Below are 14,201 nucleotides of genomic sequence, written 5' to 3'. Positions count from 1 at the left end.
TCTCGCCGGTCTGCGGCCGGAAGGCCGGGTGGCGAGGCCGCGGGTCAGTGGATCAGCGGGTCAGCGGGTCAGGCTGCGTAGCCCTTTGGTGGGATCAGGGTCGCGAGTTGGTTGAACGAGAGCCAGTAGATCTGGTAGCCACTGAACGAGGCGGGGTCGGCGATGAGGACGGTGCGCTGCACGTCGTCGTAGCCGATCACGGTGAAGTAGTGGTAGATCGTCTGGTTGGACGGGTAGCCGGGCGGCTGGTTGCCGGGCGGGGCCACGATGTTCGCGACGATCGGATAGTTGTTGTCGATGTCGAGCACGACGTCCCGCCACAGCAGGTCGCGCTGCGCCTGTGTGGGCGGGTCGTTGGGCATCTCCTTGGTTTCGTACCAGCCCGTGCCGAGGCGGGCGTTGAGCACCCATGTCACCTGGCTGATGTGGTCCGTGCCGTTCTGCGTGGTGCCGAGTTCGGCGGCCAGCGTCGCCTGGCTCGGCGGCGCGACACGTGCGGAGAGGGCGATGCGGGTGGCCGCGGGCCCGCACCAGTAGCCGGTCTCCTGGACCTGGTAGTCGATCTCCAGCGTGTGGACGGCGGTGGTCCGCGCGGGCTCGACGTGCAGCCGGGTTCCCGGCCTGTTCTGGCCGGCGACCAGGGCCGTTCCGGCGGAGGTCGCATGGCCGGCCACGACCACCAGGGCGGGGGGCGGGGGCTCCTGCGCGGTGGCCGGCCCGGCCAGGCCGGTGAGGACGGCGGCGGTCGCGATGGCGGTACCTAGGGCGGGTGGGACGAGTCTCCTGCGCATCAGGGCTCCTGGGGCGATCGTCGTGAGGGCGTCACGAGGAGGGGCGGGGGGAACAGGGGCCGGGGACGTCCGGGAACGGCTGGTCACGCCTTGCGGAGCCGGCCGATGATGCCGTCGAGGTCGCGGCGGAACATGCCCTCGCGGAGGACGTGACCGCCGGGCTCCTCGTGCCATTCGTGCGGGATGCCGGCCTCGCCGAGGCGGGCGCGGAACTCCCGCTGGCCGGCGAGCACCTGGGTCTCGTTGACGTAGTCGGCCCAGTTCACCGGGTCGGGGCTGGTCCCGGCGACCAGGAAGATCCGCTTGTTGTGGTAGCTGGGGATGCGCTCCACGGGGTTGTCGGCGGTGACCCTGGCCTCGTCCCACAGCGGCGCCCCGTACACGGTGCCGCCCGCGAGGTCGGCGACCGCGGAGCTGACGTTCGCCCAGTGCACGACGAGGCCCGCGTCCCGGCGCAGGCTCGCGGGTCCGGAGTGGGCGCTGACGGACGCGAAGTGGCCGTAGTACTTCGCCGCGTACTTCAGCGCGCCGAAGCCGCCCATGGAGAAGCCGGAGACCGCGCGTCCGTTGTACTCGGCGTAGGTGCGGAAGTTCGCGTCGATCCAGGGCAGGAGCTGGGCGATGTGGAACGTCTCCCAGTTGCGGGGACCGACGTTGGAGGAGACGGGATTGCTGTACCAGCCGGCGTGCCCTCCGTCGGGCATGACGATGATGACGGGCTTGCCGACGGTGATGGGGCGGATGCCCCATCGGTCGAAGGCGATGAAGTCCTGGTCGAGGCCGCCGCCATGGAACAGGTACAGGACGGGGTAGCGCCGCCCGCTCGAATAGTCACTGGGGAGGAGGACGTTGACCCCTGGGTTCCACCCGATCGCGTCAGTGGCGAAACGGTAGTACTTCATGCGGGGGTCGCTCTCGTTGCGTTCGACGATCCGCAGGCCGAACCCGTCACCGGCCGCGTGGGCCGCGGTGGCGGATCCGATGACTCCCGCACCGCCGAGCGCGGCCGCGGCGGTCACGCCGCCCGCGGTCTTCAGCACCTGCCGGCGGGACATGTTCGATTGGCTCACCCGAACCTCCTGGTGGGGATTTCCTTGCTCCGGTCGGAAGAAGATCGGTATGGCGGAACTCCGGAAGTCGCGCCCCGGAGGCGACCGCGAAGAATCCAGGGATGTGGCCGCCGAGGTCGGTCGGACGGCTCATGCACGCCCCCGAGAATGGCCGTCCGGCCCGAGAATGAGAGGCGGACCGGACGATGGCGGCGGCCCGCGGGCACGCACCGCCCGGCGTGCGGGCACGCGCCGCCAGATGCGCGGAGCCTCGGTCGGGAGCCCCGGTCGGGAGCGGCGGACCTCGGCAGCGGCGGTGCCCCGGGCAGCGGAGACGGCGACCCGGCAGGACGCGCGCGGATCCGCCGCCTCGGGGCTCTTTCACTGGCGGTTCCGTATCGGCACTCGGGAGACGAATCAGCACGCAGCGGATGGTAAGTGCCCGGCAAACGGAAGGCGGCGGAGGTATTCGGGCCCAGTCGAAATCCCCTCGTGACCGCCGCTCTTTAATCTTGGGCGATGGGCGGCGTCCTGCGCATTCACTTCACCGACCGCGATTTTCGGCACGTGCAGCTCGCGAGATCCGCCGATCCGATATGGGAGGCGTTCCTCGGGCTCCACGTCCTCACCACGTCCCTGGCCCGGCTGCCCCGGCGGCTGCACCCGTGGCGGCGCCGGGCGGTGGAACGGCTGCGGGACGACGACCTGCGCGCGGCGTCCCGGCTGCTCCGGGACCTGGCGCCCGCCGACGCCGCGTATTTTCCCGACTTTCTGACCCCCACCGAGTCGGAGGAGGGGATGGCGTCCGCGCTGCGGACGCTGCGCGCCACGCCCGGTGCCCGCCTGGCCCGCGAACTGCGCGAGGCGGCCCGCTACCGGACGCTCCCCGGCTGGACCCGGCGGCTCGCCTCGGGCGACCGCGCCCTGCTCGACCAGGTCGCGGACGCCGTCCTGCACTTCCACACCCGGCTGATCGCACCGGACTGGAGCGAGGTCGAGGCCACCGTCGCCACCGATTGGGAACGGCGAATGGAGACGCTGGAGGGCGGAACGGTGGCGATGCTGGAGACGCTGACACCGTTCGTGTGGCGAGACCCCGTCCTCACGGCGCCGTACCCGGTGAACGCCGAACTGCGCCTGAACGGACGCGGCGTCCGGCTGATCCCGTCCTTCTTCTGCCACACCACGCCGATCGCCATCGCCGACCCCAGCCTGCCGCCGGTCGTGGTCTATCCGATCCGCGGCGAGCCGCGGGAGTCCGGCACCGCCACCCGCCACGCGGACGCCCTCGCCGCCCTGTTGGGCAGCGGCCGGGCCCGCGTGCTCAGCGCCCTGACCGTCAGGTTCACGACGGGGGCCGTCGCCGTCCGGCTGGGCATGCCCGCGTCCACCGTGAGCGGTCACCTGAAGGTGCTGCGGGACGCCGGCCTGGTCCACAGCGAACGGGACGGCACCCACGTCAGGCACCGCCTGACCAGCCGAGGCCGGCACCTCCTGATGCCTCCCTGACCACGTCGGCCGGCCAACCGACCTCTTCAGGTCTTACCAGAGAGGCACCGGGAAATTGAGTCTCGGGTCGAGATCACGGAGTTCGTGGTCGGTTCGGTATTCCAGGCCGCCGAGGCGCTCGACGGCTTGTCGGAGCCAGACCGGATCAGCGTCGATGTCGTCGAGCTCGCAGCCGATATACCCGATCCTCAGGAGAGAACGCGCGACCTTGTTCCAGTTGAAATTTGAAGAGACCACGGTTCCCTTAAGTGACAGGTCGGAATGCTGCCACGGCCGGATAATCAAGATTTTCTGTGCTGTTTCAACGCCCTTATCTCTTGTATCGTAGGCATAGTTGTGCAGCATGCCGACATAGGAGACATTCTGCCAAGGAATGTGACTCGGACGCGATCCGGGTCTCTCGATCGTTACGCCGACACTGTCGATGGTCAAGGACATGTACTTGGCATACGTAACCCAGACGAAAACAAACGCTATGGGCAGCATGACGACCGGGAAGATCAATCCTCCGTATTCACTTCGCGTCCAGCTCATATAGCCTAGCCAGATGGCGAACACGGTGATCACCAGACTGGCAAGTCTCTTTGCGATTCGGCCGGTCCGGTCTGGTTTGCCGCTGAAGCGCACTTCCGCTGGGCCGGGCGGGGGTGAAGGCGCCACTGGCGCACTTCTCCGAATTGGCCCGCGGGCAAGAACAAGGTTGCTGGCCGCGTTGACTGAGCGCGCCTGCGGGCGGGGCAGGCCCCCACTGCTCAACTCCCGGTCCACGTGCTGGTAGATCCCGTCCAGGGTGAGCGCCTCAGGGGTGTTCAGAGCATTCAGCAGGGCTCCGGTGAAAGCGGTGTAGGGCGCGCCGGGCGGGGCGTGAGAAGGTGCGGTCGCCGTGGTGGACGTGAGCGTGTACGTGCCATTCAGATCGAGTTGACCGGAGAGGAGATTCTGCGGAGCACTCATCGCGGCCACAGCTCGTCCCGAGAAGCAGCAGTCCAGTAGGAGGACCCTGGCCTTGGCCCGAGCCTGGGCCAGCTCTCGTTTCACCAGATTGAACGAAAGGGCGGTAAAGCCGACGTTTTCGGGTTCGGTGCCCGCGAGCGCCAGATGCAGGAGCCCGTCCTCGTCGAGTAGACCGTGGCCGGCGTAGTACACCAGCAGCAGGTCCTCGGCTTCACGTCGGGCGAGGGAGAGTTCCCTGCCGATCAAACCTTGGTCGATGGCGTCGCCGTTCCCACCCAGGACGCGGCAATGGCTCGGCAGAAGCAGGCCGCGTTCGCCCGACAAAGCCTCCTTCAGTGCGCCGAGATTGCGCCGCACGGCGGGAATCGCCGGCAGATCGGCGGACTGGTAGTCGGGTACGCCTATCAGCAGTACGCGGGAGGAGAGCCCCTCAGGAATCCAGGGGTCCGACATGTACTCAGTCTTCCGGTCGGGCCAGCAGCGTGTGCAACTCGGCGATCACCCGTTCGGGATCGGCCGCCCGCTTGACGTCAACCTCGAGGTGGCCTCCGTCCGGTGACTTCACTGTGACCTTGACGTCGACTCGACGCTGTACCAGCCAGGTCGTCACGGAACGAGCCAGTACGGCGCCCGCACCACCCGAACCGAGAGCCACCACCAGCACATCCAGGGCCGCACCCATATGGCCGGGGCTCGGCGCATCGCCGCGCAACTCCAGACGGCCGCGGAGCGCTTCCTCGTGGGCCAGCCAATCGCGTAGGCCGCGTAGGTGTTCTTGGGAGGCTTCCCCGGCGACTGTCAGCCTCAACTCGGAAGACCTCGGATTCGTCGCACCCATGGCACCCACCATGCCAGCTGAGGCGCCGACTCTTAAGCGGATCTCGGCAAGCAGGCAGAGGCCGGCACCACCGCTGCCGCCTGGTGAACGCCGCGACGGGCCGCCAATCCCCTCAAGCGCGCTCGCCGCAGCCACCGACAGACTCCACGCGGCCCGCTACGCCGCCGACCCCCACGCAGCCACCCTGATCGCCAACGCCCCAACCCCCACCACGCCCTGACGCCCGACCGCGCAAACGCAACCCGAAACCCCGCAGAAACCCGACAATCACCCCCGGTCCTCCGCCCCAACAGCCCCGCGGCTCTGTCGGATAGGCCCGTTAAAGTCCGGCTCATGAGTGCAGATCAGAGTGCGCTGGAGCGCCTAATCGCCCTCGTTCCCGAACCGCCTGACCGGTTGTTCGCGCTGGGCACCTGGGACGAGGTGTTCACCGACCTGGGCACCAGGTTGCCGACAGACTACGTGGCGCTCATCGACACCTATGGGTCCAGTGAATTCTCCAAGTGGTTGGGAGTGGCAGACCCCCGGCGGAACGGGCACGGGCTCTTCGCGGGCGCGATAGCGCGAAGGATGGGCGACCAGTACCGCATGTTCCGCTCGAATTGGCCTGAGGACAACCCCTTCGCGGCCTGGCCGGAGCCCGGCGGGTTTCTGGCATGGGGAAACACGATCGATGGCGACCATCTAGGCTGGCTCACCGAGGGTGAGCCCGACCAGTGGCCGGTGGCATTGTGGCCGCGTCACCATGACCACCGGGTGGTCGGCGGGACGGTCACCGAGTTCCTCCTTGGCTGGTTCTCGGGTGACCTGGTCGGCGGAGAACTGCCCGACCTGACTCCGCTCAGCGTTCACTCCTGGGTGTGCGAGTGCGGCAGTAAGTGCATGAGGCGAGTGACCCGATAGAGAGCCCCGGCCTGAACTCCCCAGTGAAGCGGATGGCAGAAACCGACCCCCGGCACACCCCGGAAGGCGAACTACTTGTCGTTCAACTCTCGACAGGAGGCTGGGCTCAGGAGATAGCCGTTCGAGCACCTCGATTACGGCGACGGTGCCACATTTCAGGTCAAGACCGAACCAAAAGACAGGCCTGGAAGTGCTGGGCGGTCAGTTCGCCTGGGCGTCGGCCGGACCGACGCTGCCTGTGCGCAGTGCTCGCCGGCCCCCTTATTCGGTGATCCCGGCGTAGGCGATGACCTTCGTGGGACGCAGCCGGACGACGACCTCGCCGGGCACCCCGTTGCGCTTGCCGAGTTCTTCGGCCTGGTCCGGGCCCGCGTACCGGGCGCCGGCCCGGGTGGCGACATCGACCAGTTCGTCCAGGTCCTCGCTCAAGGTCACTTCGCCGCGGGCCTCGACGTAGGCGAAGGGAGGGGCATCGTCGTCGACGCACAGCGCAGCGCGCGGATCACGTCGCAGGTTGCGCGTCTTCGCCGCTTCACCGTTGGTGGTGAACGCGAACGCCTCACCGTCGAAGACGTACCAAACGGGCGTGATGTGCGGCGTGCCGTCAAGTCCGACCGTGGAGAGCTTCCCCGTGCGGGCCCCACGCCTGACGAACTCGTGCCACTCCTGTGTCGACATGGTGTGCATCGGCCTCCCCTTCCTTCGGTGCACCCCGAGGCGGATACCCGCGGAGCGCTCAGTGGTCGCTCACCCAGCCCTGGTGCGGCGGCGGGCGGACACCGACGCGACCAGCTCATAGGAGTCCTCAACCAGGTCCTTGACCAGCGTGGCGGTGATCTCCCGTCCCGCGGCCAGGGAGATCCAGTGCCTCTTGTTCAGGTACCGGCCCACTGTGATCGATTCGTGCCGCTGCCGCAGCGACCGCGCGTACTCGGGGTCGGCCTTCACGGTGATGATCTGCTCGCGCGGGTCGTCGGTGACGATGAGGAAGACCTTCCCCGCCACCTTGTAGACGTCCAGCTTGTCGGTGAACGGCCGTCCGTGACTGACGCCCGGAAGCTCGCCGGCCGTGCTGCGAGCCAACTGCTGAAGCCGATTGCCGGTGATGGCCATGGCCGACTCACACGGTGCCGAACTGCGCCGGGTCGACCGGCCGACGCGACTTGGGCAGATTGGCGACCACCAACCGGTACAACTCGACCAACTCCTTCACCAGCTTCTTGTCGATCGCATCGCCCGGCCCGAGCGTGATCCAGTGCCGCTTGTTCATGTGGTGGCCCGCGACCTCAAGATCACCACCGGCCGGACGGGTACCTCGGTCACCAGCCTCCTCCGGGGCTGCAAGTACCGCGCGCAACGCCGGCACGCTCACTGCCCACCGTCACCCAACTACGGCACCGAACGCTTCACAGGCATTCATCCCCGCTCACCCCATACCCGCCTGTTGGTGCATCCGCGCGGGAAGCGGTCATGTGTGCGCAAAGGATCCGCTGGCCCTCAGACCGGGTGACACAGACACCCACACGACCGTACTGCCCTCGCTTCGGTGGGCCGTTCTCAAGGCGGCGATCACCGATGACCGGTCGTCCGGCGCTGACCGCGCGATCGCGGACGGGCTCCACGCGCTCGTCCAGACCGACCAGGAGCGGGACGGGACGAGACGGCGGGGTCGCCGGTACCCGCGGTCTCAAGGTGGACGCAGCGACAGCACCGGTCACTGTAGAGGCATCTCGGCGTGAGCGTCCTCTACTCTCCACGATGTGCGCGGTGATGAGTACACAAAGATGTGGGTCGAATCGAATGGCGGCCCGCTGGTCGCGGTCCCGCAGCAAGATCTGTCTCTGTGGCGTTCAGCTCCCGAGGATCCGGACGCCGATGACTCATCTGGCTGGGGGGACTACGGCCGTGCCTGCGAAGTCGGTGATTACCTTGGCATCCTGCCGCTCGCACACTCAGAGGCCTTGGTCTTTGGCGAGGTCCCGGATCCGACGACCTTCCTACAGGAGCGATCGGTATTTGTGCGCTGGGAAGGGGCCAACTCGGAGGCCGCACTGCTTGGCTCGGTCGATGCGGCCTTGTCCATGGCCAGTTGGCAAAGCGAAGTGCGTTGGAACGTCCCGGGACCGGTCGTACTCTTCGACTCGGCTTACCCTGGCGCCGATGTCTTTGCCCATCTTGCTGATGAGCACTTGGTCATCGACCTTGCACCAGGTTGTTACAGCGTTCGCCACGCCTCGGTCGAACCTGACGATGACACGATGATCGGGCTGGTTCAACTGGATCTTCTCAGCGGCAGGCCGACTGAGCCTCCCGGTCGAGAAGGTCCTTGACGGTTCATTACGAGTCTCAGCAAGCCAGAGCACTCCGCGCCGACCGGCCTGGGGTGCTCGTTCGCGCGAACGGCGCGCAAGGTGCGACAGAAAGTCAACCCAGGTTGACACTCATTACGCCGTCAACGTACGTTGACATCATGCAGATCCGATCACGGGTGTCATTGGTCTGCGGAGCAATCGCGGGCCCACTCTTCACCCTCGCCTACCTCGCCGAAGGCACCCTTCGCACGGGTTACGACCCGCTGCGCCATCCCGTCAGTTCACTTGCTCTCGGCGAGTACGGTTGGACGCAGACCGTCAACTTCTTTGTCGCCGCCGCGCTCACAATCGTGTTCTCCGCGGGCGTGCAGCACGTGTCCACGCGCTCGACCTGGAAACCGCTTCTGATCGGCCTTTGGGGAACCGCACTGCTCGGCGCGGGCATCTTCGTGACCGATCCGGTCGGGGGCTATCCGGCCGGGACCCCCGACCGGATACCAAGCGCCACCACGCATGGCGCTCTTCACGATTACGTCTCACTGGCCGGATTCGCCATGCTCACCGCGGCATGCTTCGCATTCGCCCGCCAGGGTTCAGCCCGATGGAAGCTCTACTGCATTCTCAGCGGCGTTGGCTTCGCCGTCACCATGCTCGTCTCCAGCGCTGCCTTCGGCCAGACGGGGAAACTGGGCGACGTGGCCGGATTGTTCCAACGCATTGCCCTGACGACGGCATGGACCTGGCAGACCACACTGGCGCTGCGCCTTCTCTCTCGCACACGACGCCCCAAAACAGGACGAGACGGATGACGCAGCACCCGCCGCCGTGCCGCTGGCCAACGCCTCCGAGCGCCCCGGCTGCCGGGCGGAGCGGCGGGGGGAAGCTCACACCTGCACCGACAGGTCACAGGGGTGATCGAGGGGGGCGCCGGGGTGAAAAGCGTTCTGCGGAATCGACTGGGCCGAGGACCAGCACGACGTCGCCGTGGTGGACGAGGCCGGCTGGCTGCCGGCCAAACGCCGGATCGACGACAGCGCCGAGGGGTTCCGGGAGCTGCTGAAGCTACTCGCCGACGTCGGAGACGACCCTGACGATCCGATCCCGGCGGCGATCGAGACCCCGCGTGGATTGCTGGCGGCGGCGCTGCGGAGCACGGGCCGTAAGGTGTTCGCCATCAACCCGATGGCGGTGGCCCGCTATCGCGAGCGCCACTCGGCCGCCCGCAAGAAGTCCGACCACATCGACGCGATGACGCTGGCGGGCATCCTGCGCACCGACGCCCACGTCCACGTCCACGCTCACCGGCCTATGTCCGACGACACCGAGCCAGCGCCCGCGCCATCGCGGCGCTGGCCCGTGCTCATCAGGACGCGATCTGGCGCCGCACCCGCGCATCCGACCCGCCGCGGTCGCTGCCGCGCGAGTACTTCCCGACCTTCCCGGCCTTTCTGACCGCCTTCGCCGGCGACCGATCCACCAACCTGGCCGGACGCGACGCCCACGCCGTCCTGGCGCTCGCGCTCACGCCGACGGCGGCCGCAAGGCTCTCGCGCACGCCCATCCGTTCGCTGTTGCCGCGCGCGATCTGGCTTCCGACCTCGCCCGCGCCCACGATGCCGATGGTTTCCACAGGTGCCCCCACCTCAGAGCGTTGATGAGAAATGCTCCGCGATCGCGCCGTGCGTCGCGTCCGGCGCCCGGACGGGTTCACCCGAACGCGGCGCGGTCCGCCTCACGTATCGCGGCGGCGGAAACCTTGCCGTCCGGTGTGCGTGCGGGCAGGTCCGCCGAGGCCAGGAGGGCCAGCTTGTCCGCGTCGTCGGAGTCGGGGTCGGGGTGGTAGATGACGAGTTTCAAGGTCTCGGCCCCGGCCACGCTCAGCCGCTCCCTGTTGAGGGTGAGTGCTCCGACCTGCGGATGATCGAGCCGGATCGGCGTCCCGTACTGTCCGCGCACTTCATGCCGGGCCCAGAGCCGGCGAAATCGGGGGCTCGCCAGGGATAGCTCTCCGACGAGGTCGGCAAAGCGGGGATCGTCGGTGTCGTTGCCCACGGACTGCCGCAGGTTGGCGACGAAGCACTCCGTGACGTTCTCCCACTCCGGGTACAGCCTCTGCTGGCCGGTGTCCAGGAACATGTCCCTCAGCTGGTTGCCGCCCACGACGAGGCGGGGATCGAGGGCCCTGGCGAGCGCGTTCGAGGCCAGGACGTCGAAGTAGCGGCCTTCGATGAAGGCGGGCTGGACGAGGGCGTCCAGGAGCTTGCGCACGCCGGGCGGGACGGTCTCCCTGCGCGGGCGGCGCCTGCGCTGACGGGGCGCTTCGGAGACCAAGGTCAGCAGGTGGGCGAAGTGGTCGTCGTCGAGCTCCAGCACGCGCGCGATCGCCTCGAGCACCTGCACCGACGGGTTGCGGTCGCGGCCCCGCTCCAACCGCAGGTAGTAGTCGGCGCTGATGCCGGCGAGCATGGCGACCTCCTCCCGCCGCAGACCGGGCACGCGCCGTCCACCGAGGTCGGGGATGCCCGCCTGCTCAGGCGTCACCAGCTCGCGGCGAGCGCGCAGGTACGCACCGAGGGCGTTCGTCTTCTCGCTCATGCGACCAGCCTAAATCGCCGTCCGGCCGGTGAGGGGGCCCTGTCACACCCCAGGCTCGGCAGGGCTCTGGGACCGGCGAGCAGGCCCGCATAGCGTTCCTGACGGCCACTCGGGCCACGTAATCAAGGAAGGCGACCCATGACCGTCACATTGATCACCGGGGCCAACAAGGGCATCGGTTTCGAGACAGCAAAACAGCTTCTGGAATTGGGCCACATCGTCTACATCGGCGCGCGCGACATCCAACGGGGAGAGAAGGCCGCAGCAGCGATCGGCGCGCGATTCGTTCAACTCGACGTGACCGACGACACGTCGGTGAACAACGCGCTGGCGACGATCGGTGCGGCCGAGGGCCGGCTCGACGTCCTGGTGAACAACGCGGGCATCCTGGCGGCCGGAGACCTCGACGGCCCCTCGGCACTGCAAGCCTTCGACACCAACGCGGTGGGAATCGTGCGGGTTACCGAGGCGGCGCTCCCCCTGCTGCGCAAGTCCTCCAACCCCACCGTCGTCACAGTTTCGAGCAGTGCCGGGTCGTTCTGGGCGGTGACCAATCCCGACCGGCCCGAGTTCCACATCCCGGTCGCTCTTTACTCCGCGTCCAAGGCGGCGGCCACCATGCTGACGGTCCAGTACGCCAAGTCCCATCCGGGCATCAAGTTCAACGCGCTGGAGCCCGGCCCCACCGCCACGGACATGACCGCGGCCTTCGGAATCGGAAGGCCCCCCGAAGAGAGCGCCAAGACCGTAGTGAATCTGGCGACCCTCGACGCGGACGGACCGACGGGAACCTTCCAGGATGAGAACGGCGTACTGCCCTGGTAGGTGCTGACACGCAGGCCGGTCGGGCCCGCGAAATTGAGTTATGCCGATCCTTGGTGTGCGCTCAATGCGCGGCAGAAGAGACATTTGATGTTGTGGTGATCGGTGGGGCGGCCCGGTTGGGGAGAACGCAGCCGCACGCGCCGTTCCCGCCGTTCGCGCCGTTCGCGGCGGCCTGAGCGTGGCGCTGGTAGAGCACAAGCGGTACGGCGGCGAGTGCCCGTACTGGGCGTCCATGCCGAGCAAGGCTCCGCCGCGACCGGGCAACGCATGGAAGGCTGTAGACCAACCTGGCGGACAGCGTGATGATCAAGGTGCGTGCATGGCCTACCAGCTCATGTTCTTCTGCAAGGGAGCAGAGGAGGAGACCGGCGCGGCGGCCATGGACCGTGTTCTTGATGCTGTGCTGGAGAACGGGCCGCCTCTACTTGGGGAACACCTGGGCCCTCCAGAGCCCCAACCGGGCGAGTGGCTAGGCCCCGAGGCCGATGCCATCCATAGCTTCAGGCTGGTCACAGGGACCGAGCGGGAGGGGCCTACAGCTGACTATCTCTTGCTTGAGATCCATGTTGGCGTGCGGTTCATCGCCGAACAAGTGATCGCAGCGGACCCGGATGACGACCATGGCGTGTGGGGTAGCAATCTCTTGGCGATCGTCACTTTGAGCGGTGAACATCCGGATTGGCCGTTGGTCGATCGGATATGGACGGCGCTGGAGAGCCTCTGGGCGGCGGTGCCCTGGGATGAGCTGTCGGGCTTCACGATTGCGGCTGACACTCGAAGACCACTCGGAGGCGACACTTCCCCCTGAGCTTCGCGACTGCCGCCGCCCCACGCTCCTCGTCGTCTGGCTTCGGGAGGCCCGTTCGGCGAGCAGCAGCATGAAGGCACCGGTCTGGGGGGTGCTCCCACACGAACGGCGCACACTCCGTGGCAGACAGATTCGCGCGGGCGTACCCTCCGGCCCGCGGGAGTCCAAGCGGCGGCGCAGCCCCCTGGTTCTCGCTCGCCGCCCCAGGATCCCCCGTGGGACGATGACGACCGTGATCGACTACCGTGTCTTGCGGCTCGACGAGGCCGTTGCGCAAGGCAGTCACGGCGTCGACATCGCGTGGATCTGGGAGCTGGACCGGGACTCGGTCCCGCCGCTCGGGCACCTGTTGCCATACGCCGACACAATGTTCAACAGCTCCCAGGTGCATTCACTGCTCGCAGAGCTTGACCGCCTGCCCGAGAACAGCCCCTTGGTCCCCGAGGTTCGAGACGACCTCAAGCGACTGTGCGAGTTCACAAGCCAGCACGGACATAACCAGCTCTGCTTCTTCGGGGATTGAGATAGGCGGCGGTGCGCCCCCGTGACGAGTGCGGGGCAGGCCGGCGGTCACGTCGCGATGCGCGACCCGGCGCGCTCGCCCGGCGACCGGCCCCCACGCCGCACACTCCGGGCGACCAGGCGCGAGACCGCGCAGCAGCCCGAGCGCCACCGCTCCTTGACCTCGACGCCGGGACGGTCCGGGTGGACGAAACCACCTATGAGCTGGGGCCGCTGGTGAAGGGGACGCCGAAGTCGGAGGCTTGCCGGCGCACGGTCGCTCTGCCCGACCTGATCATTCCCGACCTGCGCAAGCACCTGGACGAGTACGCCCAGCCCAGCCCCAAGGGCTTCATGTTCATCGGCATCCGGGGCGGCCAGCTCCGGCGGAGCAACCTCTCCAAGAAGGCAGAGCTGGAGTTCGGTGCGATCCACGTCCATGACCTCCGCCACACGGGCAACACCTACGCGGCCGAGTCGGGGGCGTCGCTGGCCGAGCTGATGAATCGGATGGGGCACTCGTCCACGCGCACCACACAGGTCTACCTGCACGCGCGGCAGGATCGGGGCCAGCAGATGGCCTCCTCGCTCGGCAAGATTGCCAAGCGGAACCTCAAGAAGAGCAACAAGGACAAGAAGCGGCGCAAGCCCAAGGGATCGGGCACGTAGCGGGCACGGTGGCCGATGAACAGAAGAGGCCCAGAGTCATTGACATGTCAGTGACCTGGGCCTTCATCGTGGGAGCGGGTGACGGGAATCGAACCCGCGCTGTCAGCTTGGGAAAAACAATTATCGTCCATTTTAGACGTTGGCACTCTGGTTCATTCTCGGCTAAAGTCCAGGTCAGCGACCTGATCGCATGTCATGCGATCCAAGATCACGTCAATGCGTCACAGCTGATCCATTGACATGAGATTGCCACGGGAGCCAGATCGGAGGCCATCCAAAATGGGCAGCACGCGGGTACGTGTCACAAAAGCCGGAAACGTCCGATACCAGGCACTCTACTTCGACCTCCAAGGAGCCTTTTTCATCCTCGGGTGGCTTCGTAGTTCTGAAGGACGGCAATGGCTTTGACCAGGTGGCCGGCCTTGCCGGGGCTGCAGCGGAGCCTGC

17 protein-coding genes are annotated in these 14,201 nt (G+C 67.4%); 9 read left to right on the top strand and 8 right to left on the bottom strand.

Annotated features, from left to right (window positions below; translation table 11 throughout):
* Positions 1-68: 68 nt before the first annotated feature.
* Both ABZ806_RS29450 and ABZ806_RS29445 read right to left on the bottom strand, forming a co-directional pair.
* A complete protein-coding gene (locus ABZ806_RS29450; RefSeq protein ID WP_500220671.1) occupies positions 69-791 on the bottom strand; it encodes a C39 family peptidase in 723 nt (240 codons plus the stop codon).
* An 83-nt stretch (positions 792-874) separates the two neighbouring features.
* On the bottom strand, positions 875-1,861 hold the full coding sequence (locus tag ABZ806_RS29445; protein ID WP_500220670.1) for an alpha/beta hydrolase: 987 nt from the start codon (positions 1,859-1,861) through the stop codon (positions 875-877).
* A 498-nt stretch (positions 1,862-2,359) separates the two neighbouring features.
* Here ABZ806_RS29445 and ABZ806_RS29440 point away from each other — a divergent pair, with 498 nt between their 5' ends.
* Positions 2,360-3,349 carry an ArsR/SmtB family transcription factor gene (locus ABZ806_RS29440; protein WP_500220669.1) on the top strand — a complete coding sequence of 330 codons (990 nt, stop codon included), beginning with the start codon at positions 2,360-2,362 and terminating at the stop codon, positions 3,347-3,349.
* Between the two features lie 33 nt (positions 3,350-3,382).
* On the opposite strand, the gene ABZ806_RS29435 is transcribed toward ABZ806_RS29440, so the two are convergent.
* Together ABZ806_RS29435 and ABZ806_RS29430 are read right to left on the bottom strand one after the other, a co-directional pair.
* A complete protein-coding gene (locus ABZ806_RS29435; protein WP_500220668.1) occupies positions 3,383-4,756 on the bottom strand; it encodes a caspase family protein in 1,374 nt (457 codons plus the stop codon).
* 4 nt (positions 4,757-4,760) lie between these two features.
* On the bottom strand, positions 4,761-5,276 hold the full coding sequence (locus ABZ806_RS29430) for an effector-associated constant component EACC1 (RefSeq protein WP_500220667.1): 516 nt from the start codon (positions 5,274-5,276) through the stop codon (positions 4,761-4,763).
* 198 nt (positions 5,277-5,474) lie between these two features.
* On the opposite strand from ABZ806_RS29430, the gene ABZ806_RS29425 reads away from it, so the two are divergent.
* The gene (locus tag ABZ806_RS29425; protein WP_500220666.1) at positions 5,475-6,044 is read left to right on the top strand and encodes a hypothetical protein; all 570 of its coding nucleotides are present in this window, start codon (positions 5,475-5,477) and stop codon (positions 6,042-6,044) included.
* Positions 6,045-6,305: 261 nt separating this feature from the next.
* Here the strand turns inward: ABZ806_RS29425 and ABZ806_RS29420 are convergent, their stop codons facing one another.
* The 3 genes from ABZ806_RS29420 to ABZ806_RS29410 form a co-directional block, all read right to left on the bottom strand.
* Positions 6,306-6,722, bottom strand: coding sequence for a PPOX class F420-dependent oxidoreductase (locus tag ABZ806_RS29420; RefSeq protein ID WP_500220665.1), 417 nt, complete (start codon positions 6,720-6,722; stop codon positions 6,306-6,308).
* A 69-nt stretch (positions 6,723-6,791) separates the two neighbouring features.
* A complete protein-coding gene (locus ABZ806_RS29415; RefSeq protein WP_500220664.1) occupies positions 6,792-7,127 on the bottom strand; it encodes an MmcQ/YjbR family DNA-binding protein in 336 nt (111 codons plus the stop codon).
* Between the two features lie 37 nt (positions 7,128-7,164).
* Entirely contained in the window at positions 7,165-7,416 is a 252-nt protein-coding gene (locus ABZ806_RS29410) for an MmcQ/YjbR family DNA-binding protein (protein WP_500220663.1), read from the bottom strand.
* Between the two features lie 388 nt (positions 7,417-7,804).
* Between ABZ806_RS29410 and ABZ806_RS29405 the strand changes: the two genes are divergently transcribed.
* The 3 genes from ABZ806_RS29405 to ABZ806_RS29395 all read left to right on the top strand — a co-directional run bounded on the left by ABZ806_RS29405 (position 7,805) and on the right by ABZ806_RS29395 (position 9,808).
* Positions 7,805-8,374, top strand: coding sequence for an Imm21 family immunity protein (locus tag ABZ806_RS29405; protein WP_500220662.1), 570 nt, complete (start codon positions 7,805-7,807; stop codon positions 8,372-8,374).
* Positions 8,375-8,514: 140 nt separating this feature from the next.
* On the top strand, positions 8,515-9,165 hold the full coding sequence (locus ABZ806_RS29400; protein ID WP_500220661.1) for a DUF998 domain-containing protein: 651 nt from the start codon (positions 8,515-8,517) through the stop codon (positions 9,163-9,165).
* 175 nt (positions 9,166-9,340) lie between these two features.
* Positions 9,341-9,808 (top strand): IS110 family transposase, encoded by a 468-nt coding sequence (locus tag ABZ806_RS29395; protein WP_500220660.1) that lies wholly within the window; start codon positions 9,341-9,343, stop codon positions 9,806-9,808.
* 255 nt (positions 9,809-10,063) lie between these two features.
* On the opposite strand, the gene ABZ806_RS29390 is transcribed toward ABZ806_RS29395, so the two are convergent.
* A complete protein-coding gene (locus tag ABZ806_RS29390; protein ID WP_500220659.1) occupies positions 10,064-10,951 on the bottom strand; it encodes a helix-turn-helix domain-containing protein in 888 nt (295 codons plus the stop codon).
* 138 nt (positions 10,952-11,089) lie between these two features.
* Here ABZ806_RS29390 and ABZ806_RS29385 point away from each other — a divergent pair, with 138 nt between their 5' ends.
* The 4 genes from ABZ806_RS29385 (at position 11,090) to ABZ806_RS29370 (ending at position 13,754) form a co-directional block, all read left to right on the top strand.
* Positions 11,090-11,776, top strand: coding sequence for an SDR family NAD(P)-dependent oxidoreductase (locus ABZ806_RS29385; RefSeq protein ID WP_500220658.1), 687 nt, complete (start codon positions 11,090-11,092; stop codon positions 11,774-11,776).
* Between the two features lie 319 nt (positions 11,777-12,095).
* Positions 12,096-12,584: a hypothetical protein gene (locus ABZ806_RS29380; RefSeq protein ID WP_500220657.1), complete on the top strand. Its 489-nt coding sequence runs from the start codon at positions 12,096-12,098 to the stop codon at positions 12,582-12,584.
* A 223-nt stretch (positions 12,585-12,807) separates the two neighbouring features.
* Positions 12,808-13,107: a hypothetical protein gene (locus tag ABZ806_RS29375; RefSeq protein ID WP_500220656.1), complete on the top strand. Its 300-nt coding sequence runs from the start codon at positions 12,808-12,810 to the stop codon at positions 13,105-13,107.
* 182 nt (positions 13,108-13,289) lie between these two features.
* A complete protein-coding gene (locus ABZ806_RS29370; RefSeq protein ID WP_500220655.1) occupies positions 13,290-13,754 on the top strand; it encodes a tyrosine-type recombinase/integrase in 465 nt (154 codons plus the stop codon).
* The last annotated feature ends 447 nt before the right edge of the window (positions 13,755-14,201 follow it).

This window comes from Spirillospora sp. NPDC047418 (assembly GCF_040643275.1).
GTDB lineage: Bacteria > Actinomycetota > Actinomycetes > Streptosporangiales > Streptosporangiaceae > Spirillospora.
Note: the sequence above shows the minus strand (reverse complement) of the source record. Positions and strands in the feature narration are given on the sequence as shown.

Coding starts and splice junctions, on each gene's coding strand:
- ABZ806_RS29385 (WP_500220658.1), top strand. CDS start 11,090: ATGACCGTCACATTGATCACCGGGGCCAACAAGGGCATCGGTTTCGAG.
- ABZ806_RS29440 (WP_500220669.1), top strand. CDS start 2,360: ATGGGCGGCGTCCTGCGCATTCACTTCACCGACCGCGATTTTCGGCAC.
- ABZ806_RS29380 (WP_500220657.1), top strand. CDS start 12,096: ATGGCCTACCAGCTCATGTTCTTCTGCAAGGGAGCAGAGGAGGAGACC.
- ABZ806_RS29420 (WP_500220665.1), bottom strand. CDS start 6,722: ATGTCGACACAGGAGTGGCACGAGTTCGTCAGGCGTGGGGCCCGCACG.
- ABZ806_RS29400 (WP_500220661.1), top strand. CDS start 8,515: ATGCAGATCCGATCACGGGTGTCATTGGTCTGCGGAGCAATCGCGGGC.
- ABZ806_RS29435 (WP_500220668.1), bottom strand. CDS start 4,756: ATGTCGGACCCCTGGATTCCTGAGGGGCTCTCCTCCCGCGTACTGCTG.
- ABZ806_RS29375 (WP_500220656.1), top strand. CDS start 12,808: ATGACGACCGTGATCGACTACCGTGTCTTGCGGCTCGACGAGGCCGTT.
- ABZ806_RS29450 (WP_500220671.1), bottom strand. CDS start 791: ATGCGCAGGAGACTCGTCCCACCCGCCCTAGGTACCGCCATCGCGACC.
- ABZ806_RS29390 (WP_500220659.1), bottom strand. CDS start 10,951: ATGAGCGAGAAGACGAACGCCCTCGGTGCGTACCTGCGCGCTCGCCGC.
- ABZ806_RS29425 (WP_500220666.1), top strand. CDS start 5,475: ATGAGTGCAGATCAGAGTGCGCTGGAGCGCCTAATCGCCCTCGTTCCC.